This is a genomic window from Nostoc sp. UHCC 0252 (assembly GCF_034931145.1).
Taxonomy (GTDB): Bacteria; Cyanobacteriota; Cyanobacteriia; order Cyanobacteriales; family Nostocaceae; genus Nostoc.
On the sequence record NZ_JAYGHE010000032.1, the window covers coordinates 56,098 to 81,777 of the forward strand.

Sequence of the window (25,680 nt, forward strand, 5' to 3'; positions counted from 1 at the left end):
TTCGCTGCATTCGCAATGACATTGTGTAATTAATTATGTTTACCCACTTATGAATCCTATTTGATTTGTAAAAATTGAAGCTTTAGATTCCCGATTTCTTCAAGAAGTCGGGAATTTTGTTGTTCATGAATGATTAAGTAAGGGTTAGATAGGGGCAATTGATGAATTACCCCTACAGCAGAGTAGTGTTTTAGACAAAAAAAGTGGCTCTGCAATCAGCAGAACCACTAAAGCTTTCGCAAACCTGTTATGATTTAGCGAACTGCCCCTTGAGCAGAAACAGTATCAATCGGTTTCATCAGGTACAGCCGCAATAACTGCCAACCATTGGAAATATAAAGTGGTAGTTTCTGGAAGAATTGTAGGAATTTGGGAGTGTTGGAATTAGCGATCGCACCCAGTTTTTCATTATTGCTGATACAAGTATCTAAGCGCTGATAAAACTCTGGATTCTCTACATCCAGCATCAGAGGGAATACCCGACCTGCATTTTCGTTAGTCTTCTGAATTACATGGATATCATATTCTCGTGCATCCAATCCCAAGGTGGCGTAAAAGTCCTTGCGTTGGATGTCATTGAGATACATTGTCGCAAACACTGACAACAGGAAGAACCGACTCCACAGCCGTGCTTTCCAATCATTCAATATTTGTGGCTGGGATTTCATGATGGCATCAAAGAAATCACCGTGGCGGTTTTCATCTTGACACCAGTTTTCAAAGAACCGGAAGATTGGATAAACCCGATCTTCGGGATGTGCTTCTAAATGGCGATAAATGGTGATATAGCGCCAATAACCGATCTTTTCAGAAAGATAAGTAGCGTAAAAGATGAATTTCGGTTTAAAGAAGGTATAACTGCGACTCTTGGTCAAAAACCCTAAATCTAGGGACAGATTAAAGTCCGACAAAGCTTTGTTCAAAAAGCCAGCGTGACGTGCTTCATCCCGTGACATCAGGTTAAAACACTCTGCCAAGACGGGGCTTTTTCCTTTCAAGCGACGGCCAAGTTCTTTATACAGCAAAAAGCCGGAAAATTCTGCTGTACAGGAACGTTCTAGAAACTCAACGAACAATTTGCGAGTTTCCCCGTCAATATGATCCCAGGATTGGTCAAACTCCTCATCTCGAACAAAGTGATGGCGGTTGTAGTCAGTGCGGAACTCTTCGAGAATGGCTTGTAACTCGTCTTCATTGACGGAGATATCCATCCGCGCCATTTCATCAAAATCGGTAGTATAAAACCGAGGTGTTAACAGGGTTTCTTTTGCCGGGACTTTAATCCCTGGCCGGATTTCTTCAAAGCCTGGTTTTTTGAGGGAATCTACCATGTCTTGATTGCTCTTTCGTCTTTATTATCTTAAGTAGACCCTTCGGGTTCGGCAGTTCCTCATGGGGGAAACCCCCAAGACCGGACTGCCTCACCAGAAAGCCAAGGTTAATGTTCTGTTAAGGCGTAACAGCCCACAATAATCCAATTGTATAAAGTTCAGTCTACCAAGGTGCGGGTGAGAAATTTGTAAGTAAAAGATTAAGAGTTGCAACAATCATTCAATGTTTACGGAATCAAAAATCGCGGATTAGGAGTCAAATAAACGTAGTTCGGTGATTAGCAGGGTTTTGATCAAGTGGAGTAGCACGCATTTTTTGTATTTTAAATCGCCATAATATCAGTAATTTTCTGTAGTTGCTACTACAACATAGAAAATCCATTTTAGACAACAAGAGCAAATCCAAAGGGTTGAAAACAAGATGAATCTTGAAAACAATCAGCATAAAGACCGACTACTTGTCTCTTACATTTTGTGTGCGGCATTCTTTTTCGGATTAGGAGGACTGCACCGTTTCTACAATGGCAAAATCGGAACTGGTTTGTTGTGGCTGTTGACTGGTGGTGTGTTTGGGATAGGGCAGTTCGTAGATTTGTTTCTCATGTCCAACATGGTTGACGAATACGAACACAACCTGAGACTAAAAGCAGGTGTATCTCCTTTTGGAGTACCGTTGAATCAAGCCGTGGTTGCCTCTCAAGTCCACCCTCCAACAGGCAATCAACTGATGATTAAACTGATTGAAGCGGCAGAAGGCAAAGGTGGTATTTTAACTGTTACTCAAGGCGTGAAGTTCACGGGAGCTAGCTTTGCACAAGTGGAAACTACTCTCAATGAAATGTACAAATCAGGTTATGTAAAAATAGATAACGACCCCAATACTGGAGCCGTTATCTACCATTTCCACGAACTTTAAATTGTCATTTTGTCATTTGTCATTTGTCATTTGTTAAAAACCCAACGACCAATGACCAATGACCAATGACTAATTTATACCTAGCCACTTTTGACCGTCCAAGCGCTGAACTAAGCCAAACACCAACAAATCGAGTGTAATTTTGCGCTCATCGATTAAGAAGGACTCAAGAGTGCTAGGTTTTTTGCCTTCATTACAGGAAAATCCCTTTTTTCCTTGAATATCTTCGTCGGGGAAATACAGGTTAAACTGACGCGCACCAGTTTCTTTCCAACTGCCGATAATTTGCCAACATTCTTCAGCAGATTCAAAGCCAGTAATTGGTAATTTTTGCTTGGCAAAAGACACCTGTAAATCTTGCACTCCTTGTTGAGCGATCGCTTTTTGTAAAGCTGGCAAGTAGTCTTGCTCGATAAACTCTACAAATGGCTTATCTTCAACAGATGGGGCTTTTTCCTTTTTGGCGGCTTTAGCGGCAGGTTTTTCTTCTGTTGCGGCGGCGGGTTTTTCGCCTACTGCGGCTTTAGCTGCGGCTGCGGGTTTTTCTCGCTTGGGGGGTGTAGCGGTTGGTTTAGCAGCATTTGGGTTAGTTTCTGGATTTGCAGCTTTCGGATCTGGCGCGTTGGCAGTAGGAAGGTCTGTGGCTTCAGGTGAGTCTGTACTCGGAGCGTTTTCTTCAGCCACACTAGGAGCTTGCTTGTCAACAGTGCTGGGAGCTACTTCTCCCGCTTGATTGTGATTGGTTTGGTCTGCCATTGCTCAGGTCAATCCTTTAATCTAGCTTTGGGAGCGATCGCTCACCTTGATGTATCGGGTATTCTCATTTTGACATATTAGCGGAGTTTGTAGTCAGCACTTAAGTGCTTCGATCCCATATAGCAGCAACGACCTCTGGAAACCCTCTGTACATCTACATAAATTACCCTTGTCTGAATAAAGGATAACCTCACATAGCATTGGGTATTAGAAAACATAAAAATAAAAGCTAATGGATAAAATGCAACTCACAAAACTGCTAATTGGGGATTTTACTTGGCAACGACTGATTAAATCTTTAATTTTTATCTATATATTTTTTGCTGGTTTTGTATATTTTCGCGCAGATAGCATGATTTTTCTATCTCAACCTTCTAGCTATCAGGATGATCCAACAATTATTAAATTAAAAAGTGGAGGAAATAATATCTCAGCTACATATTTGTTGAACAACCAAGCTAAATATACTATTCTTTACTCTCATGGTAATGCTGAAGATTTAGGAGATATAAAACAGATACTACAAAAATTATATGCATGGGGGTTTAGTGTCTTTGCTTATGATTATCGCGGTTATGGTACTAGTCAAGGAAAACCTACAGAAACTCACGCATACGAAGATATCGATAGCGCCTACAATTATTTGACCCAAAATTTAAAAATACCACCTGAAAGAATTATAGTTTTAGGCCGTTCGGTTGGCGGTGGTTCTGCGGTAAATTTAGCAATGCGGAAACCAGTAGCTGGTTTAATTATTGAAAGTTCGTTTATTTCCGCTTTTCAAGTAATAGTACCCTTTCGGATTTTACCTTTTGATAAATTCCCGAATATTGACAATATCAAAAAAGTAAAATGTCCGATATTGGTAATTCATGGAAAAGCAGATGAAGTTATTCCTTTTGCTCATGGAGAAAAGTTGTTTAACGCTGCAATATCCCCAAAACTTTATTTGTGGGTTGAAGAGGCAAATCATAATGATTTATTCTTAGTAGCTGAAGAAAAGTATCGCAAAACTTTACAAAATTTCACTAACCTTGTAGAGATAAATCAGCAATTATCCCGTCCTAGTAATTCATAATTGCTAATGGGCTAGACTTCCCCCTGCAAACTTCAAATCCCCTTAAATCCTATACCAGTTTCTGCCTGTTGCTGTGCCGGAGTAGAATTCATTTTTCCAGACGCAATCCTAGAAGTTTTACGCCAAATACCAAGTTGGCTCAAGAATATCCCCACTAAAATTAAGCTACCACCAATATATTGAGGTAGGTTGGGAGTTTCACCCAAAATTAAATAGGCTGCTAGGATACCTATAATTGGGCTAAAGGAGCTAACCAAGGAAGCTGTAGAGACAGTAGAAGTTTTTAAGCCTTTAATCCAAAAAGACTGACCTACTACCACAATTAACCCACCATAGAGAAACATCCACTGCCACAAGAATGGTGAGAAGACATCAGCGAAATGATCGCTGCCATAGAGGATTAAAGCAGTGAAGAAAAAAATTACAGTTCCTAATGCAGTGCGAAAAATGCTATAGATTCCCAAAGGGATCTGCGAAAGATATTTCTTACCAATAATCGTAGAAGCAGTTCCAGCTATAGATCCTAATACTGCTAAGAGTTCCCCTATGCCTAACCTGAAACCTCCCATATTCATCATGGCATCTGCTGGAGGCTGAAGGATGATAGTTAGCATAACACCGACAAATGCTGCGATCGCTCCGATAAATTCCCAAATATTTACCCGTTCCCTCAATAACCAGACTGATAAAGCCAGAGTTAGAGGCGGTTCCAAGCGTCCTACCAAGATGACATTATTTACCTGTGTTAGTGCAAGCGCCTGGAAAACCAAGCCAGGAGCCAATGCTCCCGATAAAATAGCTACTGCTGTTAGACTGACCCAATCCTTCCTTGAGAGTTGCTTCAAAGTAGCTTTGTTCCACTGTCGCCCATAAATAAGGATCAGAAGTATCAAGGCGCAAAGATTTCCCACAAATAAAACATTACACAAAGAAATTGGATTGCGTTGACCGATAAAATGTTCAGCACCAATTTCTGTTAGCTTCCGGGTAACTGCGCCAGATGCCGCAAAAATTAGCATTGCTAGCCAGAGATATGTTTGTCCTGAAACTCCATGAACTAAGCGATGTGGTCTTTTGGGTCTAGTCACAATAACACCACTGCAATAAAAGCATTGCTCATTATAAATTGCGATCGCGCAATTCAAAATGAGGTTTTGTTGAGAAAATACTTAAATTATGCTGTGACTTTGAGTTACCAGCATTCCCTGAGAAAGTGCTGAGAATCAACTAAGTTTTCTCAAAGGATAAATTCATGAAAATAGTGGCTAAGTTTCAATAAGTTCTCACTCCCGCCTGAGATGCTTGGGATGTTCAGGATAAAAAAACAAGAGAAGTCACAAATGAAACTCGCACCCTTACTTACAAGTTTTGCTTTGGTTGGTTTTTTCACAGTTTGGGACGTACCATTAAAAGCGATCAATCCGTCATTATTACAGGCATCAGCAGCCGAAGAGATGTCTGTAGCGCAGAAACTAGATTTGCTTACCAAGAGTAAGGGTCAGATTGGTAGTGGCGATCAACTACGTCGTTTCTTTTTTGCTGACTTGGAGCCAATCGGTATCCAGGTAGGTGGCGCAGGTCATGTAGTTAACCTTTATAACAAAGCTAATAATGTCACCTTCGCTTACTGTTCGCACTACGATGTGATTGTAGCGATTAAAAAAGGTAAGGTGACAAAGTTTGAACCCAGCGAAGTGAAGTAATATTAAATCGAATTTTCAATTAATATTTTTTTCAAACTAGAGAAGCTATTTAATTACATCTAGGACTTGAAAAAATAACTATCATTGCGTTCGCGCAGCGTCTCGTAGAGAGGAGGAACGACGAAGCAATCGCATGGACTCACTCTTCGTTAGAGATTTTGCGATTGCTTTGCTTCGCTCACAATGACATACCAAAAAGCGGGATGCTCCCGATCGAAAGTGCCTAAAGTCATAGCGAAATACTTTTAAAACAACCTCTTAGAACCTTGAACAAGGAGCTTAAGTTCCTTGCCTCATAAAAGCTTGATTTGATAAAATTTTATAAATCATCGCTATTAAGATTTACCAGATGCTACAATCTCTTTGAAGTTACTACTAGAGTTAGTTACACCTTTCAAAATTTTATTTGATGAGCCATTAGAGCCTATCGTTAATATTTCTCTTAAAATTAATTTATTGTTCTCAATCGATAGAAAAATATCCGTTTCTTCAATGACTTTATTCAAAAATATTGTCAGTTTTTCACCGTAGGTTTCTCTTTTTTGGTCAAAATCTGGAATTTTATCTCTTAATATCTTGTGAATTTGAGATATAGGGATACCACCTTGCTTAAGCTGATTTAATTGCTCCAAATTTTGCTTTAATTCCTGCAAAGCTTGTTTGGTGACTACTAAAATATCATCACTTAATGAATTCTCATTATTGACTTTGTTAATTGGAATCTCCTCTATTTTTGCATGAGGAGCAGGTATAGGTATAAAGCGATCGCAAACAGATTTGAGAACGCGATTAATTTGTCCTTCGTAAGCACATCCAATTACGGTTTTTCCGTATTCGTGAAGCTTTTTCGCTAAAGCGGCAAATGCACCATCACCTGATACAATAACGAAAACTTGCAATGTAGGACGATTTTGGGCTAATTCCATTACATCAATGGCTAGTTGCATGTCTGCTGCATTCCGCTTATGACTGTAATCAAAAATTTGAATAGCTTCAATGCCAAGTTCTTGAATTTCATTCTTTAGCAATCTTAATCTAGAATCACTCCAGTCAGCATAAGCACATTGGATAGCGATTTTATTAACTAAGCTAGTGTTTTCCAGATGTGTTTGGATTTGTTTAAGAGAAAAATTTAAGTTAGGGTTGCTTCTACCCATTGTTAAGTTCTCAATATCATAAAAAATAGCTGTATTGAACTGCTCAATATGAGGTGAAACATAAGCTGTAGGAGTAAACTGCTCTACACGAATCTGACGCTGCTTTAACTCTTTCAACTCAGCTATTAAAGACGTTATTTCTTGCGTTGACTCGGAACTACTTACTTGCTGCTTTAACTGCGTAATTATTGTTTTTAATTCATTAACTTGTAGTTTTGCTTGTTCTGATTCCTGCTGTAACTGCTCAGTTAATGTATTAATCTGGCTTTGGGTTTGAACAGTATGTTCTCGCAATTCACCAACAGTTTTGGAGAAAATTTGCTGGCGTTGTTGATAAGCTGTTACTAAAGCTTGCTGAACAATATCCCATTCCTTGGGAAATGCTTCGCGTGTACACACTTGTAAAACTGATTCATAACCTGCGATCGCAATTTCCAAATTACTTGCGGGGTTCCCTTGTTCAAAGCCTTGAATAATTGTACTCAGTTTGATCAAAACTTTAGCTAAATTAATAGCAATGGCAGGTTCCTGAGCAAAGCGATCACTTACCCATTTTCGCAACATTAAAGCTAAATTATCGTTGAGTTTGCTTAAGTTATGTTGCAGAATTGGATATATTTCCTGATTTTGATAAGTTGCTCTTAATAAATCGATCAGGAAGCTTTGCTCCCGATTAGCAGCTTCGTTTGGCATAGCTAAATCCCTGACAATATATATTTTAGATTAGTATTCCCAAGGTTTTATGTTATCTAACAATTAAAGTGGTGTAATCCAATAAGTGATTCCCCGGATAACTTGTTTGTTAAAACCAAATAGAGGTAAGTTCTCTTCAGTTAAACCCACATAAGTCCAATGTGGAACATCATTTTCTACAGTTTGAAACCAACCATTTTGGTTAAGAGCTTTTCTTTGTTCTTTACTACCTACACGTAAATCAATTGCTAATCCCCAGAGATGTTGTGAAGTTCCAGGAGGTGCAACCAAACCGAGAATTTTTGTTTCTTTGCCTTCTTGAACTTTTGCCAAAACCTGATTATTAGCATATTTTTGCCAAAATCTTAAATTCGTGTTGAAAGTGCGAGTACAATCACCAGAGCCATAACCAGACTTTAGCGGTATTTGTTGTTGGATTCGCGCTTTATTTAAAGCATCAGCCGCAGATTTTTGTAAATAACAGTCCTTAGTACCATCAACACGGCCCATTGTTAAAGTAGCTTGAAACTGTTGGGTTTCTTGTTCATTAGCAAATATACCTTTTTGCGGCAGTTTAATTCTGACATCTTGATTTACAAAGACTGCACCATAAGCTCGCAGCAAAGTATATTCATAAGTACCAGGCTGGGGAATTGTAGGTAATTTCTGGCTAATCGCAGATAAAAAACGCTGTTTTCCGTTTAATTCTGGGTTGGGAATAAACGGTTCTGATATTGTCTCTTTAGAAGTATCAATACAAGGTAATGAACCAGTATCAGAGCATAAATTTAATGGTTGGGCAGTTATAGCAAATTTGTGGTGGGTAATCTCATTACTAGCGACTAAGACAAAACTTATCACGATAACTATAATAATGAAGCTTGTCTTTTTAATAAATCTAGTAATATTTTTGTGTTTTTTGATATTAGATTTCATTATTTAAATAGTTGTTTATTTAATTCAACGATAAATATAACGATATTATTGATGGTTTATACAAGCTATCTAACTATCTAACTTACTTCAATAAAAAATAATTTGTATGAGCTGTTAGGCGTATGAACAATAGCTATGATAAACAACCCGGAACGCTGTCATAAAAATTAAAACCTATAACATTTTTTCTTTAATACTCAATAAAAATAGAAACCTGTTTCTAATTGAGTACTAGTAAATTTGATAACTTTTTTATTAGAAAGTTACATCCATGAAACCACTGGAACAGCTAAAATTGAAAAGAACTCTAAGCTTGCCGATCCTGTAAGTATGACCATGCACAATTCCGTTGAATTTCAAGACGCTTTTGATGTCATAGTCGTCGGTGCAGGTCACTCCGGTTGCGAAGCGGCTTTGGCCTCTGCACGCCTCGGTTGTCGTACCCTGTTATTGACGCTCAACTTGGATAGAATCGCTTGGCAACCCTGTAATCCAGCAGTGGGTGGCCCGGCAAAATCTCAGTTGACTCATGAGGTAGATGCACTCGGCGGAGAAATCGGTAAAGTCGCAGACCGTACCTACCTGCAAAAACGTATCCTCAACTCTTCACGGGGGCCTGCTGTTTGGGCATTACGCGCTCAGACGGACAAGCGCGAATATGCAGCAGTGATGAAGAATATTGTGGAGAACCAAGAAAACTTGACAATCCGCGAAAGTATGGTGACAGATTTGGTGCTGGGTACTAATGATGAAGTCATCGGCGTTGAAACTTATTTTGGTGTAGGGTTCCAATGTAAAGCAGTCATCTTGACAACTGGCACCTTCTTAGGGGGCAAAATTTGGGTTGGCAACAAATCAATGCCAGCAGGACGCGCTGGGGAATTTGCGGCTGAAGGATTGACACAAACCCTAAATCGCTTGGGATTTGAAACCGGAAGACTCAAAACTGGAACTCCAGCAAGGGTAGATAAGCGATCGGTAGATTATAGTAAAATGCTAATCCAGCCAGGAGATGAGGATGTGCGCTGGTTTAGCTTTGACCCAGATGCGTGGGTAGAACGGGAACAAATACCTTGCTACATCACCCGCACCACCGCCGAAACCCATCGCCTAATTCAGGATAATTTACACCTGTCGCCAGTTTATGGCGGTTGGGTGGAAGCTAAAGGGCCGCGTTATTGTCCCAGTATTGAGGATAAAATTGTGCGCTTTGCCGATAAGGAAAGCCACCAAATTTTTATTGAACCAGAAGGAAGAGATATACCCGAACTTTATATCCAAGGTTTTTCTACAGGGTTGCCAGAAAATTTGCAACTGCTTATGTTGCGGACTCTCCCCGGTCTGGAAAAATGTGTGATGTTGCGTCCGGCTTATGCTGTGGAATATGACTATTTACCAGCAACTCAGTGTTATCCCACACTGATGACCAAGAAGGTTGCGGGATTATTTTGTGCTGGGCAGATTAATGGCACAACAGGTTATGAAGAAGCGGCAGCTCAAGGGCTGGTAGCAGGAATTAACGCGGCTCGATTTGCTCGTTCTCAAGAAATGATTGTGTTTGCCCGTGAGCAAAGTTACATTGGAACGCTAGTTGATGACTTGTGTACCAAGGATTTACGGGAACCTTACCGGATGCTCACTAGTAGGTCTGAGTACCGATTATTATTGCGTTCTGACAATTCTGACCAACGTTTGACACCCTTGGGACGAGAAATTGGTTTAATTGACGATCGCCGTTGGGATATGTTTACCAAAAAACAGGGTAATATTACCACAGAAAAACAAAGATTGCAAGCTACACGAGTTAAAGAACATGATGAAATAGGAATAGCGATCGCATCTGATACCCAACAATTAATTAAAGGTTCAATTACACTCAACGACTTACTGCGCCGTCCGGGATTCCATTACGTTGACCTCGACAGGTTCGGACTGGGAAACCCCAACCTCAACCGCGCCGAGAAAGAAGGCGCAGAAATTGACATCAAGTATTCTGGCTATCTCGCTAGGCAACAAAATCAGATTGACCAAATTGCCCGCCAAGCACACCGCCAGTTACCTGCGGATTTGGACTATACAACAATTGATACCCTATCCAAAGAGGCACGGGAGAAGCTGACTCACGTAAAACCACTCACTCTTGGTCAAGCTGCACGTATAGGTGGTGTAAACCCAGCCGATGTTAACGCTCTATTATTATATTTAGAATTGCGTAAAAGCAAGAGCCAGCATGAATTTCCAGCGTTAGCTTAACACAAGCTTGATAAAGACTGAGTATAGTAGTAAGCAGGGAGGTTGGTATGATAGATGACATAACTATTAGTACTGCTATCATTATCAATCCCCAGATTCAAGTTGATTTTAATACCAACGCTCAACCAACTCGTCTCAATAAGACGGCGGATTGGATATCTCATCTGTAATCCTAATTCCCAGGCAGTAGGCGCGGCGTTTCCTCGTCCTAGCAATAACCCAGAACGTCTATGTTACAAGAAGCCAGCACCCGTCTCATAGTACCAGAACCATCAGAAGACTTAATCGCCAACGAGCCTTGGTCGATAGAAAACTATGCTGATGGTCTAATGGATGAACTCTTTGCCGATATCGACAACATTCTGGATGTTAGTGATAATCTGCTTTCTCAAACCGTTAGGCATGGTAGGCAGAACAAATCGAGCCAGTCTTTTGCTGGGGTTTCCGCCCAAGCTCAACGCCAGTCACCTCCAGCATACGTACCTCTGCAAACAGTTACGATACCGCAGATTATCTTGCCAAACGCACAGTCAGTTAGTCAAGATAACCACAAGCACTTGAGTACCGTTGTCTTTGACAACAACACCATTAACCCAGTTAGTAGAAAGCGTCAAAAAAGTAGCCGGACTTTGGGCAAACTGCTAATTGTGGGGACAACTTTAGGCGTGGCGATCGCTAGTATGATCTACCTTGTGCAGTCTGGAGTCGTATATCTTTTAAATCCCAATACCCAGACAGCCCTTCTGGTTTCTCAACCGCAGTCAAAGTTGCCTGTAAAAACAGAAATTGAGGCAGATTTGGTTGACTATATGCTAGGAGCGCTAGCAGTTATAGACAAGCAAGAAGTAAAAAGCAATCAAAAACCTGGCATACCTGCATTTTCCGGTCAGACAAATACTAATCAAACAGCCTTTGGTAACGGGCAAACAACTGGTAATTTACCACCACTTCCACTTCTAGCTAACAATACACCACCAGCCCCTAGCCGTTCTGGAAGCGTTGTTGAGCGGATCTATGTTCCCGTTTATCAAGCACCGTCGCCAATGCACAATGCACTGCCGGCGATTCCTGGTACTCCTACACTTGTACCAAAAGTTGCCAGTGCGTTACAGGGATTTCAACCTAATGTTGTGAAAACTGCCCTGAATAAAGTGCAACAAGCTGCCAAACCTGTAACTGTTGGTATGTTGGCTGCGGCTGTGCAAGCAGAACTTAAACCTGTAGCTGGACGAACTGCACCTATTACTGTGCGCCAAACACCTAAACCTCTCCCTGCATTACCAGTAGTTCCATTACGAGAAGCACTTGCGCCATCAGAACCAACTATTATTCAGGAACAAGTATATCCAGCAACTGCGATCGCAGTTGCTCCAAGTAATACCTTAGAAGGATTGCTAGAGTTAGGTAACAAATCTGCCGCTTTATTTAAAATTGATGGTGTGACTCGTCGCGTCAATATGGGCGAAAGCATTGGACAAAGCGGTTGGACACTTGTAGAGGTTAGTAATGGCGAAGCAGTCATCCGTCGTAATGGTGAAGTGCGATCGATTTACGCAGGGCAGAAGTTGTAAAATCCAATGATCTAACTCACCAAAAATTAACTTCTGACTGGTGGGTTAATTTCAAAATGAATATGATTGTCGTGGCCACTTAAAGAAACACAAAGCCGCTCTTTAATTAGCTGTTGATCGTTGAAAAAGACTGCCCGTACCAGCTTTTGCTTACTAATAGACCTGAGAATAGCTCGTGTAGCATCTTGATCGTATTTAGAATTTGACCAAACAATGCCACCAAAATCTCCATTTTTTAGGGGCAAATAAACATCGCACATCATGCCAGTTTCATGTCCATGATGATCGGGAGTATCGCCTCCATAAGGAAGACTAACATCGTTAATTGCGAATGGAGCAGCTAGGGGGCGAGTATTACGATAACTGCTTTGATAATCTTGGGCAATTTTTTTAATAACATCAGCTAACCAGTGTGTTCCAAAATCATGGTTATCTTGGGTATCTTCTAATTCACCGTTAACAAAACCATTCTTACGATCGCTTTTTGGCATCAACTCCCAGCGTGGTGCGTTAGCTGCTTGCAACCATCGATGAGTGATTCCACCAACATCAACTCGACCATCACCATTAACGGTACTGCGACCAGCAATAATTGATTGAAATAATTTGATTGCGTCAAATAGTCCTCTGTCTCTGTCTGCACTGTTAGGATCGCCCACCCATTTGTAACCTAGTTCATACAATCGCGCCTTAATAGCCTTAACATCATCAGCTTTATTGACTCCGCCAATTCCCACACTACCACTAAGTTTAATTACCTTCGCTCCTGGTAAGCTGGATGGTGTGGGTTGTTGAGTGTTCTCATCGTCTTTGTTATCAAAAGGAACAACAACTTTAATAGGGATTTCTAGAGTTTGATCCTCAACAGAAATTGTTATGCGGCGATCGCCTTCTTGTTTAAAAACTAAATCAAATTGCCATTTACCATCCAGGCTAATTACTACATTTGGGGCTGGAAATCTGTCATCGATGATCGCCGACAAAACTTTGCCACTATCTGCTAAACGAGCTATACCTTCAACCCGGAAAGGTTGCCATACTTCCACTTCTTGAGGCGCACGAATTAGCTGTAATTGTTCCACTGGAGCGACGATAGCAACTCTACCTGCATTGGTGAGTAAATTTTGTGCCTCTGGAAGCAAGTTTACAACTTTAATGACATAGTTAGGATCGGATGAATAGCCTTTAGCCTTGAGAAATCCAAGGAAATTTTCTGGTGTGTTGGTATACTCTTCTAAACCTTTATAAGGAGTGCGAGTTAAAAACTTCCAATAACCAATAATAAAAGCGTCTATATCTGTAAATTTGCAGAACTCAACTTCTTCTGGCTCAGAAGGAACCTTGATTTTCAACGGTTCAGCAAACCCTTTCATGTCAGGAACTCGCCATTTTAATCCAGCAAAATTGTTAGCATTGACAGCAAGATCGCTATTCCCTCTACTAGACTCTAGCAACCATTGAGCCAGGGTAACTTCTTTTAAAATTTGCCGATTTATCTCAGTAACTTTTGCATTTGCAATACCAATTTCTGTAAATATTATTGCTAAATCTTTCTGAGAATAACTATTGACTAAATCATCTAATAATGGCATAAATTTTTCCTATTAAAAACGGGAGCATCCCAATTTTGCAAGCTGACAAGATGATAGATAGATTGTCATTGCGAGTAAAACAAAGCGGAATGAAGCAATCACAGCTTATCTTCACGCACATCTGGGATACTCTCTTAAAACTATTTGCACGCCGGCTTCTCGAATAAGCCGGGGTTCTATATGTTAAAAAATGAAATAGAAATCGTTAATCCTTTTCTACAATTTTGGCGTGTCCAGCGAAAACAAAATGCTCATTTCGGTTTCCCTTACTTTTATCAGGCCACTTAACCCAATAATGGTTTTCCTCAAAATGAGCATCTAATATGGGATAACTCCCTGGCTCAATATCGAATAGAGATTCTTTTGGTATTTCTGATGCCTGTTCTGTAGAAGGCTTTAAAACTGTTTTTGTTGTGATTTGCAAAATGTAGCTTTTATCAGATTTAGCTTCATCTTCCTTTGATTCACCAATTAATCCATCTTTAATGGCTTCAGCCATTTTTTCAGCATCAAACCGAGTCATATCTGTTTTGGAATCACAAAAGCAGCACTCAATTAGAATAGCTGGCATTTGTGTATTTTTGATAACAAAGAAACCTGTACTTTTAACTTTTCTATCATTGAAACCAAGTTTAACAATTTCTTTTAAAACTGATTGAGCGATACCTTTTGATGCATTACTAATGGCAAAAATTTCTGCACCATTGGCTATGGTGTTGAACTTATTAAAATGAATCGAAACAAAGACGTTAACATTATTGGCGTTAGCTTTATTGACTCGTTGCCTTAAAGAATCGTTTACACTACTAGCACTTGTAGGAGTACAATCAATAACCGTATGACCTGCTGCTTTTAGTTTTTGTATCAACTTTGTACCAACTGCTTTAGTTAAAGCATCTTCTTGTTGGATGCCTGTTGCCCCTGTATCGTGAGGAGAGCAATTGTGTCCTATATCAATACCAAATTTCATAGATTTGATGTCCTTTTTATAACTTAAGAGGTACGGGTTAGCTCACTATACTGTATTAATTATTAACCCATAAGCGATCGCTCTGTCGGTAAGAAAAAGTGAGTTGTTACTGTAAAAAATTGTAACGGTTAACATAAAAATCTCATTAAAAAGAGAAATTTTATAAGTTCAATCTATAAATAAAGCAGGCTGAGGCTGACCTATGACGGCACAAGAAGCGCTGAATTTAGTCGATACTCTTTTAGGCTCTACGTTTGGGCAAAGGCTCAATGATGTACAATCTGTGGTTTTGCTAGAAAGCTGGCTGGGACGCACCTATGCGGAAATTGCGGTGCAAATAAGTTACGAACACGACTATATCAAACAAGTGGGTTCTCAGTTGTGGCAATTACTTTCTCAGGTAATTGGTGAAGAGGTTTGTAAAAAAAATATCCAATCTGTTTTGCGTCGCTATCAGCAATCTCAAAGCAATGGATAGTTAAATTAATAATTATTTAGTTACCACTTTCAACAGAATTATGTTTCATATAAGAGCCTTTTCTAGTAAATGCTTCGCCAAGCTTTCACCGTGCCTTTGCCAATTTCGCTATCAACAGTTTGGCCTCCTTCCAAGACTAGTCTGATGTCTAAGTTCTCATCTGGAGCATTTTTTAAAGCAGTGGCTAATTCTTGACTGACAGCAAATGTGCCGTTTGAACCGTCTAATTGAAAAACTTTTTCTCTGATTTTAAGCAAAAGTTTATCAACCTTCTTGGTGGTGGCAAACCTAATATAGTCAGGTCTGGGATAAATACGACCTGCGGTATAAAAAGAAGACCTTGCTTCAACCGAATTTAGGGTTACGAGGACTCGAATGCTTGAAGGAGTCCACAAACTAAGAACTTGCTTTGAACCCTTACGATACAAATAGCCCCCTAAAGAGTTTCGGTCAAAAACCCCAAGAAATTCCCCTTCAAAAGGGTCAACGACTCTCACGGCTTTCGACCAAGGTACATCTAAATCGGGGGACAATCCTGCTGATTTAACTACTGGTAAATCGCTTGATGCTTGCGCTTGGGCAAGATTACCTACCTCTTGAACATTAAAAGCAGCACAAACTTTAGGGGAAAGCACAGTCAAAATAGCCCCTAAAAAAAGAACTGGAATTGTCTGTGATAAGTTCATCATACGTCAGGGGTACAATCTTCAAAGATAGTAGTCCGGCAGGCTTTATAAGTCATCCCCCACAAGACTTTTCTTTGCTGTGAAGCTTTGAAAATTGAGCAAATTTCAGTGTCTTTGGGTAATGTCTTTTGACTGCCGCATTTTCTACGAGACATTTTGCGTAGTTTAATCCAACAATACACTAGTACTAATTAATTATAGTTAGGACTTACGCACACTCTACGAATTCTTGGCGTTCTTGGCGTCTTGGCGGTTCGATACATTAAGCTTTTCGGCAATTTTTGCGTAAGTCCTAATAGTTTCTTAGGTAATATTATTTAATATTGCTAAAAGGTTTGATGTTTTTGTGTAAGAAGCAAATAGTATTTTATTTTTGACATATAGATAAAAGTAGACATTCCCAAACTAGCCTGGGTTGAGCGTAAGCAAGTAAGTATTTGCGGGATTGTTCTAGTTGGCTAATAATACTGGGTTGATGCCAAAGCTGCCAGTAAAATTGCTGAAGATAATCAACTAACCACAGTTGGGCTTCCGTATCTAAATCTTTATCAATTTTCTTAGCTAACTCCAAGGCTTTGCGGTGAGAAGCAGGGGGTTTTTTCAAGTCTTCAAGTAACTCCGGGGGAATAACTTGTAATTGCTCGTAAGATGCGATCGCACTTCCCGCACTACCAGCTGCTATACTCAGCACTGCCTGATTTTGCAAAATTTCTTGATGATTTGTTTGTGTGAGAACAACAGCCAGAGACTCTGCATTTAAACGATAAAAAGGAATGCGTTGACAGCGTGACACCAAGGTTGGCAAAACCGACTCAGGTGTAGGTGCAATTAAGATTAACGTCGCCTGTCCCGGTTCTTCTAATGTTTTAAGTAAAGCGTTGGCTGCGGCTTCTGCCATTGTTTGGGCTTCTTCTAGCACTACCACGTTTCTCGGCGCTTCTAAGGGCGGACGACTTAAAAACTCGGTAATTTCCCGAATTTGCTCTAGTCGAATTACAGGTGGTGCTTTACGCTTTAGTCCTTTCTCAGCCGCTTCTGCTGCTGTTAATCTTTGTCCCTGGTACTGGTACGTCGGCTGCACCCACAACAAAGCTGGATGGTTCCCTTGACGCAAACGGTTTTGTAAAGCCGTAGTGACTCCCATCTCACTAGAAAATAGCAATTCCACAAAGCACTTTGCTGCCAAACTTCTTCCCACACCATCTGGGCCCACAAATAGATACGCTGGAGCAACTCGGTTTTGTCTGACAGCCTGAGTGAGTAATTCTATAGCTTGCTGTTGTCCTATAAGTGGTGCAAATGGGTTGATAGTTCAGTACCTTCGTTAAAATAAGAATATGAAAACAGAGGGCTGATGCAGTAGAGTTGTCTTTTCAAACAACAATTTAGAACCGAAAAAATCCCAATATTTGACATATTAGCACTCTTGCAATGATTTTTACCGTGTAAGTTTCGCAACCTTTTTAAACGCAGAGGAGCGCAAAGTATGCAGAGTTTTTTTGAATAGAATTTGTTACAACAAATTTATGCAATATCGTACTTAGGAAGTCTGAAATGTCATACAAACAATTTATTTATTGCTGGCAAAAATTCTTACCTCGCACCTTAGTACATGCTGCTGTACGTGCAGTGGTAATAATTTGTCTAACAGTGGGGATATTGGGAATCTTAGGAAGCACTGCTCCTATGAGTAATGCTCAAGCTGTTTTTTCTGCTTCTGTCGCAGGTAATGTTCAACTGATAAGTACTACGAAGCGTATCCAAGATAAGCAGACACTATCAAAAACAACAACGCTAAATGCTACTGTATATCATAGTCCCGCTTGTAACTGTTGTGGCGGGTGGATTGACCACTTAAAAACACAAGGTTTTCAAATTACAGACTTTTCTACACCTGATATCGAAACGGTTAAACAAAAGTACAACGTGCCGGATAACTTGTCATCTTGCCACACGGCAATTGTTAATGGATATGTCATTGAAGGACACGTTCCAGCAAATGATATCAAACGTTTGCTGCAAGAAAAGCCAAATGTAATTGGTCTATCTGTCCCCCAAATGCCTGTAGGCACTCCTGGGATGGAGATGGGAGATCAAAAAGACCCGTTTAGCGTATTTGCCTTTAATGACAACAACTCAGTTGCAGTATTCAATAAATACCCGTGATATGTCATTGCGAGTGCAACGTTCGCGCAGCCTCTCGTAGAGAAGAAGAGCAATCCCAAAAACCTTGCGATTGCTTCACTTCGTTCGCAATGACAATTACAATTGTTTAAGAGGTTATTTATAAAGTAAATATTAAGTAGGGTGTGCTACGGCTGTTTAGGAATTTGAGGGTTTGAGAAAGTCTAATTTAGCCGTAACACACCATATTTTTAGGTGCGTTACGCGCTGCTTTAACGCACCCTACAATTTTAGGTTTACTTTATAAATGGTCTCTAACCGGACATGATATTACTGGTTAGAATCAGTTTTAATAAACTGCGATAAATGACTGAACCATTTCTCAAACCAGAAGCGAGATTCTATGGTTGAAGCATTTTGAGAAAGAAGCTCAATTGCATGGTTACAATCTTGTAAACTTGCATGAATTCCCATTGTCTGATAAATGCCACGGGCATTGGAAAAGGCATCCATCGCTTCTGATTCTCGATTGATTTTTTCTAACACTAAACCCAAATTAAACCAAGCATTTGCTTCTGCATTTTGATCGTCAAGGTTCTTTCTAATCTCTAATGAATACTGATGAAAATCAACCGATCTTTGGTACTCTCCCAATGCCTTGTAAGCACCGCCTAAAGCACTTAAGGCCATGCCCTGTCCATTGCGATCGCAGTTCAATTTTGTCAGTTCTAACCATTGGTGGTAAAACTCAATTGCCAGTCGATACTGCCCCAATGATTCATAAGTATTGCCCAAACTTCCTAGACAAATGCTTTCACCGGTGCGATCGCCTGTTTTCCTGCTAATAGTCAACCACTGCTGATAAAACTCAATCGCTTGCTCGTACTTGCCCAGGTATTCATAAGTATTACCTAAACTTCCTAGACAAATACCTTCCCCAGTGCGATCGCCTATTTTTCTAGTGATACTCAACCACTGGTGATAAAAATCAATTGCTCGCTGGTATTTTCCCAGAGATTGATAAGCGTTACCTAATCCAGACAAAGACTTGGCAACGCCTGCGCGATCGCCTATTTCTTTCGTTATATCCAACCACTGGTGATAAAACTCAATTGCTAGATGATACTCTCCAATGGACTGATAAGCATTAGCCAAACTTGCTAAACAAATGACTTCCCTATTGCGATCGCCTATTTCTCTGGCTTGGTGCAAACACTGCTTTTCAAACTCAATGGACTCGATGTTATTTAGGCTCCCTGTTCTAATTACTTCTGTCATTCTCTATAGAAAACGAAATTTTTGGTTGATAAGTTGTTGATTATACGATTTTCTGCGCCTTCAGCACACAATAACAGAACTTATAAGTACAAGTTCTGTGAATATCTAACTTTGTTTTATACAGCAGCGATCGCTGTATATAAAAGGCTTTTATTTATATTGGTAAGAAGCACACGAGTATAGTATACTCATAAATTTAGCTTTATAAAAAATATAAGAAAAACCAATCAATCAGCAGCAGCATAGTCAGGTAATGCACTGAGTTGCAAATTAACAGCACTGAGATAATTTTGGTCGTTTAAAGCTTGTGATGGTAATCTATCTGCATTAACAGCAGCCTTCACCAAATCGGTTGCAATAATCTTTCTGTTCTGAGTTTCAAATACTAGTGTTTCTCCACTAGGAATACCGTGCTGTTTTAAACCTCCCTGATAAGCAAAAGTAACTAGATTGAAAGGCTCTAAGTAATTAACAGGGATAGAATTAATGGATAAATTATTAGAGTTAATAGCAATTGTTTCATCATTACTATTGTTAGTAGCTGTTTGAGCTACGGCAATTCCGGGTACAAGAGCAATAGAAGCAAAAATAAGTGCAGAATTTATTAAAGTAACGAGTTTCATAGGGTTATTTTAGGTAAAATGCGATGGGCGTTCTTTAGTAATAGAATCCTCTTTATTATTAATCTCAGCTTCCTTCAGTCAGTTCACCTGATCGGTTGATATACGACTCACCCAAAGGGGTGAGCTAATTGAGCAATAGAAAGCCCATTAACAGATATAGAACAGAGTGGTTGCCAAATACTTAACTGAGGCGAGTTGAAGATTTATGCCATTTCTCAACTCGCGTCTTGGGTTGCCTCAGCATTGCAGCGATTATTTTTCCAAATTAGCGAAAACTTCCTACGACTCTTTGGTGGGTTCAAGCCCCCACTGATTGCAATTTTTAATTGGAGCGTTCGCGTAGCGTCTCGTAGAGAAGCGACTTGACAAAGAGAGAAGTGCGGGCTACGCCTACGCATTGTGAGCAAAACTACAACAGCGTTGGATTAAAACAATTGGCAAAATCCACACCTGAAGGTATCCGGTTTTGCTCACTAGCCCTGAAACTAGCTTGTTAGCTTAGAGAAGTGTTCAATTGCAAGCTCAATCTTTACTGACAATAATCATCAACAACTATAGTCTTTAAATTTTGCAGAAAAGTTTAATGCAAAGAAAAAAGTGGTTTTCAAGAACGGGAATTGCTTTCCTAATTTTTATCATGGTTGTAGCGGCAAAATTTATGGATAAAACTCACTCCATCGCAGAAATCTACGTGTTTGGGGACAGTCTTTCGGATACAGGAATGGTATTTAGGGCGACAGGAGGAATGTATCCGCCTAACCCAACTTACTTTCAGGGGCGTTACTCCAATGGCCGGGTTTGGATTGAGTATCTTGCCGAATCTCTCCATCTCTCTTCCAAGCAAACTAATAATTTTGCTTACGGAGGATCGACTACTGGCAGTGTTGGCAACAGCTATGTACCTAGCTTACTAAATCAAGTGCAGTCGTTTACACAGACACATCAACCTACAAATCCAGATGCTTTGTATGTGCTGTGGGCAGGGGCAAATGATTATTTGCAAGGGGTAAGCAGTGCAACTGTTCCTATCAAAAATCTGACAACGGCAATCAACTCCCTAACTGATGCAGGAGCTAAAAAGATTCTGGTTGGAAATTTACCAGACTTAGGACAGTTACCTGCCACTAAAAACAGTTCAAATTCTGTGAATCTTAGTGCATTAACACAAGCACATAATCAAGGCTTAAGGCGATCGCTAAAAATCCTCAGTCAACAGCATTCCGATATTGAGATTGTGCAATTAGATGCCAGCGCATTGTATCGAAATGCCATTACAAATCCGGCAGACTTTAACTTTACCAATGTTATCAGTTCATGTCTAGCTGGCGTAGGCGATGCCAGCCGCAGGCATCGCGCCTGTAGTAACCCAGACCAGTTTTTGTTTTGGGATGGCATTCATCCGACAGCTGCGGCTCATCGCATCATTGGGAAAACTGCTTTTTCAGCAATTCAAGAAGCAGGGATGATTAATCCTCGTTCAATGTTAGTTCCCTAAGAGTGTTCCAAAAAATAAATGAAATGATCTAAAACCCGTCATTGCGAGCGAAGCGAAGCAACCCCAGCCCTTGCGATTGCTTCGCTTCGCTCGCAATGACAATTGAGCATTTTTTTACTTGAAGTACTCTAATACCATTTCTTTGTAAAGCTGCCCTAAATCTCTTATTTCTTGGCGTACTTGGCGCTCTTGGCGGTTCGTTCTTTTTCATACAGACTTGGTACAAGTTATGCCATTAAGGACAAAAGACAACCTCACCAGTTGATGTGCAATCTTATTTGCGTAACAGCTTATTTGTTAAGATTTTCAGTGCGACAACATTGAAACAGGGCAACTTCTCATCACTATGCCAACATCTACAATTGACGATAAAGACGCAGCAGCTATCCAAGCCGCAAAATTTGGGGTTGCTATATGCGATCGCACCGCCTGGGGACGCATCAAAGTCTCTGGCGACGATCGCTTGAATTTCTTACACAACCAAAGTACTAACAATTTCCAAATACTCAAGCCAGAACAAGGTTGTGATACGGTTTTCGTCACTTCCACAGCTAGGACAATTGATTTAGCAACCGCCTACGTTAGAGAAGACGCGGTAATTCTGCTGGTTTCACCCAACCGCCGCCAATATCTCATGGAATGGCTGGATAAATATATTTTCTACGCCGACAAGGTGGAATTATCTGATATTACAGAATATACCAACACCTTTAGCCTCATTGGCCCAGGAAGCGACGCTGTTTTAGAAAAGTTGGGTATTGGCGAACTCATTGGGCAACCTTACGCTAGTCACAAAGTATACACCATTGCTTCCGCCGAGGGAGTGCGGATTGCTGTCGGTAGCGGGTTAGCCGCGCCCGGATATACTTTAACTTTTCCCAATACTGACAAAGTAACGGTGTGGAACAAATTGTTAGAAGCTGGGGCAGTAGAAATGAGCGATCGCGCTTGGGATGCCTTGCGAATCTTACAAGGCCGTCCCGCGCCAGATTCCGAACTCACAGATGATTACAATCCTCTGGAAGTTGGTTTGTGGCAAACAATTTCTTTTACTAAAGGTTGCTATATTGGGCAAGAAACCATTGCTCGATTAAATACATATAAAGGTGTAAAACAACACCTTTTGGGTATCCGCCTCAGTGCCCCTGTAGAAGTTGGAAGTGCGATCGCAGTTGGCGATGAAAAGGTTGGCAAACTTACCAGTTTCACAGAAACGGCTGATGGTTACTTTGGACTAGGTTATATTCGCACCAAAGCTGGTGGTGTAGGCTTAAAAGTTAAAGTAGGAGAAACTGAGGGTGAAGTCATAGAAATCCCCTTTGTTTCCCATGATTACCCATAAGTAATTCAAGTCAAATATCTTCTTCTTTATTCCTACTGCCGTAACAAAATTCATCTACCCAGGAAGCTAGACTACGGGCATTAGTAGTTGGTATCAATTTGCTTTTAACATTTTGTGGTTGAATATTCGCATGTTTGGCGTTGCTTTTAGCCTCAGTAGTGATTGCTAGCGATCGCACTGCTTTGCCATTACTATTAATTTCAGTGCTAATTGCCAGCAATGCGCCTACAGGGATTCGGATAGATGGCACAGTTTTGGCTTTGCTGTCTACCTCAGCAGTCATTATCAGCGCAGAGGGCGATCCTATTGATTGATATTCCTTCATAAAACCAGAGGCTGGCATTTTTACCGGAGTATCTGGGGCAGTTTTAGTAGCAAATGCAACTGCCAACTCAGGTTTGCGTGTGTGAACTACTTCAGTGGTAGCTGTAATTGATGGCATGACTTGATCGGTGCGTGACAAGTTAGAGTCTAGAGTCTTGGCAAGAGAGTGAAGCGCAATTTTGCTGGCAGTTACAGCCGATGACAGATGTTTATCCTCAAAACGCTCCTCATCTAGCGACTCAATTTCAACTTGGCTGATATCAATAGAATCCTCTAATTTTATTAAACGCAACTCTTCATCAGGATTGAAATTAAGACCTAAAGCGGCGACTATTTTATCTGGATCGTTATTCAGATCCAGCATAAAAGCAAGTATTTCATTAAACTGGGGTTCTAAAACAGATAGTGTTCCCAAAATAAAACCGGACAAAGGACGGCGCAGACCATCATAAGTGCCCCAAATTCGCATTTTGACCAGCCAGGTAATATTTTGCTTGTAGTAAATCAGCCATTTTTGTTTTAAGGATTGACGCAGCTGCTGGATATTCATTGGATGCCTCACTTCAGTCAACAAGATTACAGACCCTGATATTGGAAATTTAGCTTTCTTTCTGGGGATGAAACCGATAATAGAGCATCTGTTTAACTCTTTCACCACCCAGCAAATGATTTTCTATCAGTAGAGATACTTCATTAGGTTGAACGCCGCTATACCAGACCATATCGGGTAATACCAGCACCATTGGCCCATTGCCACATTGTCCCAAACAGCTGCTAGCCGTTATCGTTACATCAGGAACCGGCAAAGCTGTAAAAGCTGCTAATACCTTGGCTGCACCTTGCTTTTTGCAAGTGCGATTCTGACAAACCCGCACACATTTAGAAGAAGAGGATTGGTCTATTATCGGAAAGTTTGATGGTTGAGTTGTCATTTGTCCTTCGTCCTTTGTCATTCGTCATTTGTCCTTTGTCATTCGTCGTTAATGACCAACGACCAATGACCAATGACTAATGACTAATCTATTGAAAGTCCTTTTGAGGCTAGCCATTCAGGGTTGAATATCCGCGACTGATAGCGGGAACCACTATCACATAAGATGGTGACAATGGTATGTCCTGGGCCCAACTGCTTCGCTAGGGCGACAGCTGCGCCGACATTAATACCCGTTGAGCCGCCCATTAACAGCCCATCTTTCCTTAAGAGTTGGTAAACTACCCGCAAAGCTTCTTGGTCATCGATTTGGATGGCATCATCAGCAGGTGCGCCTTCCATATTGGCTGTGACACGACCGTTACCGATGCCTTCGGTGATGGAATTTCCTTCTGTATTGAGTTCGCCGGTTTTGACATAGCTATAAAGTGCGCTACCCAGTGGATCGGCAACAACGCATTTAATCGCTGGATTTTGTTCTTTCAAATACAACGCTACACCAGCATAAGTACCACCAGTACCAGTTGCAGTTGTCCATACATCTATTTTACCATCTGTCTGTTTCCAAATTTCTGGCCCTGTGGTTTCGTAGTGGGCGTGGCGGTTGGCTAGGTTATCAAACTGATTCGCCCAAATAGCGTTTTCCAACTCAGCAGCGACTCTGCCAGATAGCTTGACGTAGTTGTTTGGATCTTTGTAGGGTACGGCGGGAACGGGACGAACTTCTGCGCCTAATGCTGTTAGTGCGTCTATTTTTTCTTGTGATTGAGTATCGGGAATAATAATTAGGCATTTGTAGCCTTTGGCGTTGCAAATATGTGCTAGTCCAATGCCAGTATTACCAGCAGTTCCTTCTACAACAGTACCACCGGGTTTGAGTAAACCTTTCTTTTCCGCATCTTCGATGATGTAAAGTGCAGCGCGGTCTTTGACGGAACCGCCAGGATTGAGAAATTCAGCTTTAGCCAGGATTTCACACCCTGTTTCTTCACTGAAGCTGTTTAAGCGAATCAGGGGTGTGTTGCCAACAGCGCCAACGAAGCCATTTTTAATATCCATTTTGACTATACCTGTGTGAGTGTACCTATAAAAATTTTGGCTTATTGCGATCGCATTTCCCCTTCACCAAGCCAATCAATCATCATCCTGTGCAACAATAGCTGTAGCTTAGTCGGAGTACAAACTATGGACTGGCAACAGTACATTCATTCAGACCCCAAAATTCTGCTGGGTAAGCCGACTGTCAAAGGAACTCGTTTATCTGTAGAGTTCTTATTGGGTTTGTTTGCAGCAGGATGGACAGAACAACAAGTGGTAGAAAACTATCCTACTCTAAGAGGTTGTTTGAAAAGTGTTTCGCTGTGACTTTAGGCACTTTGAGATCCCCCTAAATCCCCCTTAAAAAGCAGGGCTGTTTCATTCCATAAGATGAAGGAGTTTGCC

General features: G+C 40.7%; 25 protein-coding genes. 11 read left to right on the forward strand and 14 right to left on the reverse strand.

From position 1 onward, the window contains the following. Positions 1-254 precede the first annotated feature (254 nt). Entirely contained in the window at positions 255-1,331 is a 1,077-nt protein-coding gene (gene acsF / locus VB732_RS18565; RefSeq protein ID WP_323232379.1) for a magnesium-protoporphyrin IX monomethyl ester (oxidative) cyclase, read from the reverse strand. A 421-nt stretch (positions 1,332-1,752) separates the two neighbouring features. Between acsF and VB732_RS18570 the strand changes: the two genes are divergently transcribed. Next, the gene (locus tag VB732_RS18570) at positions 1,753-2,247 is read left to right on the forward strand and encodes a TM2 domain-containing protein (protein ID WP_323232380.1); all 495 of its coding nucleotides are present in this window, start codon (positions 1,753-1,755) and stop codon (positions 2,245-2,247) included. A gap of 69 nt (positions 2,248-2,316) precedes the next feature. On the opposite strand, the gene VB732_RS18575 is transcribed toward VB732_RS18570, so the two are convergent. Further along, positions 2,317-3,003, reverse strand: coding sequence for a DUF2996 domain-containing protein (locus VB732_RS18575; RefSeq protein ID WP_323232381.1), 687 nt, complete (start codon positions 3,001-3,003; stop codon positions 2,317-2,319). Between the two features lie 232 nt (positions 3,004-3,235). Between VB732_RS18575 and VB732_RS18580 the strand changes: the two genes are divergently transcribed. Continuing rightward, entirely contained in the window at positions 3,236-4,081 is an 846-nt protein-coding gene (locus VB732_RS18580; RefSeq protein ID WP_323232382.1) for an alpha/beta hydrolase, read from the forward strand. Positions 4,082-4,113: 32 nt separating this feature from the next. Here VB732_RS18580 and VB732_RS18585 read toward each other — a convergent pair whose 3' ends face one another. Further along, complete coding sequence (locus VB732_RS18585; RefSeq protein WP_323232383.1) at positions 4,114-5,169, reverse strand: DMT family transporter; 1,056 nt, start codon at positions 5,167-5,169, stop codon at positions 4,114-4,116. Between the two features lie 252 nt (positions 5,170-5,421). Here VB732_RS18585 and VB732_RS18590 point away from each other — a divergent pair, with 252 nt between their 5' ends. Beyond that, a complete protein-coding gene (locus VB732_RS18590; protein ID WP_323232384.1) occupies positions 5,422-5,784 on the forward strand; it encodes a hypothetical protein in 363 nt (120 codons plus the stop codon). A 335-nt stretch (positions 5,785-6,119) separates the two neighbouring features. On the opposite strand, the gene VB732_RS18595 is transcribed toward VB732_RS18590, so the two are convergent. Together VB732_RS18595 and VB732_RS18600 are read right to left on the reverse strand one after the other, a co-directional pair. After that, positions 6,120-7,634 carry an NYN domain-containing protein gene (locus tag VB732_RS18595; protein WP_323232385.1) on the reverse strand — a complete coding sequence of 505 codons (1,515 nt, stop codon included), beginning with the start codon at positions 7,632-7,634 and terminating at the stop codon, positions 6,120-6,122. A gap of 63 nt (positions 7,635-7,697) precedes the next feature. Continuing rightward, on the reverse strand, positions 7,698-8,570 hold the full coding sequence (locus tag VB732_RS18600) for a D-alanyl-D-alanine carboxypeptidase family protein (RefSeq protein WP_323232386.1): 873 nt from the start codon (positions 8,568-8,570) through the stop codon (positions 7,698-7,700). A 330-nt stretch (positions 8,571-8,900) separates the two neighbouring features. Between VB732_RS18600 and mnmG the strand changes: the two genes are divergently transcribed. The 3 genes from mnmG to VB732_RS18615 are packed head-to-tail and all read left to right on the forward strand — an operon-like array spanning position 8,901 to position 12,394. Next, the gene (gene mnmG / locus VB732_RS18605; RefSeq protein WP_323232403.1) at positions 8,901-10,823 is read left to right on the forward strand and encodes a tRNA uridine-5-carboxymethylaminomethyl(34) synthesis enzyme MnmG; all 1,923 of its coding nucleotides are present in this window, start codon (positions 8,901-8,903) and stop codon (positions 10,821-10,823) included. A gap of 47 nt (positions 10,824-10,870) precedes the next feature. After that, complete coding sequence (locus VB732_RS18610) at positions 10,871-10,993, forward strand: hypothetical protein (RefSeq protein WP_323232387.1); 123 nt, start codon at positions 10,871-10,873, stop codon at positions 10,991-10,993. 60 nt (positions 10,994-11,053) lie between these two features. Next, positions 11,054-12,394 (forward strand): hypothetical protein, encoded by a 1,341-nt coding sequence (locus tag VB732_RS18615; protein WP_323232388.1) that lies wholly within the window; start codon positions 11,054-11,056, stop codon positions 12,392-12,394. A gap of 26 nt (positions 12,395-12,420) precedes the next feature. Here VB732_RS18615 and VB732_RS18620 read toward each other — a convergent pair whose 3' ends face one another. Together VB732_RS18620 and VB732_RS18625 are read right to left on the reverse strand one after the other, a co-directional pair. Next, positions 12,421-13,986: a glucosaminidase domain-containing protein gene (locus VB732_RS18620; RefSeq protein ID WP_323232389.1), complete on the reverse strand. Its 1,566-nt coding sequence runs from the start codon at positions 13,984-13,986 to the stop codon at positions 12,421-12,423. A gap of 205 nt (positions 13,987-14,191) precedes the next feature. After that, positions 14,192-14,956: an N-acetylmuramoyl-L-alanine amidase gene (locus tag VB732_RS18625; RefSeq protein WP_323232390.1), complete on the reverse strand. Its 765-nt coding sequence runs from the start codon at positions 14,954-14,956 to the stop codon at positions 14,192-14,194. Positions 14,957-15,158: 202 nt separating this feature from the next. On the opposite strand from VB732_RS18625, the gene VB732_RS18630 reads away from it, so the two are divergent. Continuing rightward, complete coding sequence (locus VB732_RS18630) at positions 15,159-15,434, forward strand: hypothetical protein (protein WP_323232391.1); 276 nt, start codon at positions 15,159-15,161, stop codon at positions 15,432-15,434. A 62-nt stretch (positions 15,435-15,496) separates the two neighbouring features. Here the strand turns inward: VB732_RS18630 and VB732_RS18635 are convergent, their stop codons facing one another. Next, positions 15,497-16,123, reverse strand: coding sequence for a hypothetical protein (locus VB732_RS18635; protein ID WP_323232392.1), 627 nt, complete (start codon positions 16,121-16,123; stop codon positions 15,497-15,499). Between the two features lie 364 nt (positions 16,124-16,487). Next, the gene (locus VB732_RS18640; protein WP_323232404.1) at positions 16,488-17,429 is read right to left on the reverse strand and encodes a DNA polymerase III subunit delta'; all 942 of its coding nucleotides are present in this window, start codon (positions 17,427-17,429) and stop codon (positions 16,488-16,490) included. Positions 17,430-17,674: 245 nt separating this feature from the next. On the opposite strand from VB732_RS18640, the gene VB732_RS18645 reads away from it, so the two are divergent. Continuing rightward, complete coding sequence (locus tag VB732_RS18645) at positions 17,675-18,286, forward strand: DUF411 domain-containing protein (protein WP_323232393.1); 612 nt, start codon at positions 17,675-17,677, stop codon at positions 18,284-18,286. A gap of 288 nt (positions 18,287-18,574) precedes the next feature. Here the strand turns inward: VB732_RS18645 and VB732_RS18650 are convergent, their stop codons facing one another. Both VB732_RS18650 and VB732_RS18655 read right to left on the reverse strand, forming a co-directional pair. After that, positions 18,575-19,522: a tetratricopeptide repeat protein gene (locus tag VB732_RS18650; RefSeq protein ID WP_323232394.1), complete on the reverse strand. Its 948-nt coding sequence runs from the start codon at positions 19,520-19,522 to the stop codon at positions 18,575-18,577. 227 nt (positions 19,523-19,749) lie between these two features. Further along, on the reverse strand, positions 19,750-20,145 hold the full coding sequence (locus tag VB732_RS18655; RefSeq protein WP_323232395.1) for a hypothetical protein: 396 nt from the start codon (positions 20,143-20,145) through the stop codon (positions 19,750-19,752). Positions 20,146-20,728: 583 nt separating this feature from the next. Here VB732_RS18655 and VB732_RS18660 point away from each other — a divergent pair. Together VB732_RS18660 and VB732_RS18665 are read left to right on the forward strand one after the other, a co-directional pair. Further along, positions 20,729-21,640, forward strand: a complete 912-nt coding sequence (locus tag VB732_RS18660; protein ID WP_323232396.1) for an SGNH/GDSL hydrolase family protein — start codon at positions 20,729-20,731, stop codon at positions 21,638-21,640. Positions 21,641-21,986: 346 nt separating this feature from the next. After that, positions 21,987-22,982, forward strand: coding sequence for a folate-binding protein (locus VB732_RS18665; protein WP_323232397.1), 996 nt, complete (start codon positions 21,987-21,989; stop codon positions 22,980-22,982). A 10-nt stretch (positions 22,983-22,992) separates the two neighbouring features. Here VB732_RS18665 and VB732_RS18670 read toward each other — a convergent pair whose 3' ends face one another. The 3 genes from VB732_RS18670 to VB732_RS18680 all read right to left on the reverse strand — a co-directional run bounded on the left by VB732_RS18670 (position 22,993) and on the right by VB732_RS18680 (position 25,296). Continuing rightward, a complete protein-coding gene (locus tag VB732_RS18670) occupies positions 22,993-23,856 on the reverse strand; it encodes a DUF5331 domain-containing protein (RefSeq protein WP_323232398.1) in 864 nt (287 codons plus the stop codon). 49 nt (positions 23,857-23,905) lie between these two features. After that, positions 23,906-24,238: a (2Fe-2S) ferredoxin domain-containing protein gene (locus tag VB732_RS18675; protein ID WP_323232405.1), complete on the reverse strand. Its 333-nt coding sequence runs from the start codon at positions 24,236-24,238 to the stop codon at positions 23,906-23,908. An 83-nt stretch (positions 24,239-24,321) separates the two neighbouring features. Beyond that, entirely contained in the window at positions 24,322-25,296 is a 975-nt protein-coding gene (locus VB732_RS18680; protein WP_323232399.1) for a cysteine synthase A, read from the reverse strand. 15 nt (positions 25,297-25,311) lie between these two features. Here VB732_RS18680 and VB732_RS18685 point away from each other — a divergent pair, with 15 nt between their 5' ends. Further along, on the forward strand, positions 25,312-25,602 hold the full coding sequence (locus VB732_RS18685; RefSeq protein ID WP_323232400.1) for a DUF433 domain-containing protein: 291 nt from the start codon (positions 25,312-25,314) through the stop codon (positions 25,600-25,602). Positions 25,603-25,680: the final 78 nt, after the last annotated feature.

Coding starts and splice junctions, on each gene's coding strand:
- acsF (WP_323232379.1), bottom strand. CDS start 1,331: ATGGTAGATTCCCTCAAAAAACCAGGCTTTGAAGAAATCCGGCCAGGG.
- VB732_RS18670 (WP_323232398.1), bottom strand. CDS start 23,856: ATGAATATCCAGCAGCTGCGTCAATCCTTAAAACAAAAATGGCTGATT.
- VB732_RS18680 (WP_323232399.1), bottom strand. CDS start 25,296: ATGGATATTAAAAATGGCTTCGTTGGCGCTGTTGGCAACACACCCCTG.
- VB732_RS18570 (WP_323232380.1), top strand. CDS start 1,753: ATGAATCTTGAAAACAATCAGCATAAAGACCGACTACTTGTCTCTTAC.
- VB732_RS18575 (WP_323232381.1), bottom strand. CDS start 3,003: ATGGCAGACCAAACCAATCACAATCAAGCGGGAGAAGTAGCTCCCAGC.
- VB732_RS18610 (WP_323232387.1), top strand. CDS start 10,871: ATGATAGATGACATAACTATTAGTACTGCTATCATTATCAATCCCCAG.
- VB732_RS18655 (WP_323232395.1), bottom strand. CDS start 20,145: ATGAAACTCGTTACTTTAATAAATTCTGCACTTATTTTTGCTTCTATT.
- VB732_RS18615 (WP_323232388.1), top strand. CDS start 11,054: ATGTTACAAGAAGCCAGCACCCGTCTCATAGTACCAGAACCATCAGAA.
- VB732_RS18635 (WP_323232392.1), bottom strand. CDS start 16,123: ATGATGAACTTATCACAGACAATTCCAGTTCTTTTTTTAGGGGCTATT.
- VB732_RS18625 (WP_323232390.1), bottom strand. CDS start 14,956: ATGAAATTTGGTATTGATATAGGACACAATTGCTCTCCTCACGATACA.
- VB732_RS18620 (WP_323232389.1), bottom strand. CDS start 13,986: ATGCCATTATTAGATGATTTAGTCAATAGTTATTCTCAGAAAGATTTA.
- VB732_RS18675 (WP_323232405.1), bottom strand. CDS start 24,238: ATGACAACTCAACCATCAAACTTTCCGATAATAGACCAATCCTCTTCT.
- mnmG (WP_323232403.1), top strand. CDS start 8,901: ATGACCATGCACAATTCCGTTGAATTTCAAGACGCTTTTGATGTCATA.
- VB732_RS18660 (WP_323232396.1), top strand. CDS start 20,729: ATGCAAAGAAAAAAGTGGTTTTCAAGAACGGGAATTGCTTTCCTAATT.
- VB732_RS18595 (WP_323232385.1), bottom strand. CDS start 7,634: ATGCCAAACGAAGCTGCTAATCGGGAGCAAAGCTTCCTGATCGATTTA.
- VB732_RS18600 (WP_323232386.1), bottom strand. CDS start 8,570: ATGAAATCTAATATCAAAAAACACAAAAATATTACTAGATTTATTAAA.
- VB732_RS18665 (WP_323232397.1), top strand. CDS start 21,987: ATGCCAACATCTACAATTGACGATAAAGACGCAGCAGCTATCCAAGCC.
- VB732_RS18590 (WP_323232384.1), top strand. CDS start 5,422: ATGAAACTCGCACCCTTACTTACAAGTTTTGCTTTGGTTGGTTTTTTC.
- VB732_RS18630 (WP_323232391.1), top strand. CDS start 15,159: ATGACGGCACAAGAAGCGCTGAATTTAGTCGATACTCTTTTAGGCTCT.
- VB732_RS18645 (WP_323232393.1), top strand. CDS start 17,675: ATGTCATACAAACAATTTATTTATTGCTGGCAAAAATTCTTACCTCGC.
- VB732_RS18580 (WP_323232382.1), top strand. CDS start 3,236: ATGGATAAAATGCAACTCACAAAACTGCTAATTGGGGATTTTACTTGG.
- VB732_RS18650 (WP_323232394.1), bottom strand. CDS start 19,522: ATGACAGAAGTAATTAGAACAGGGAGCCTAAATAACATCGAGTCCATT.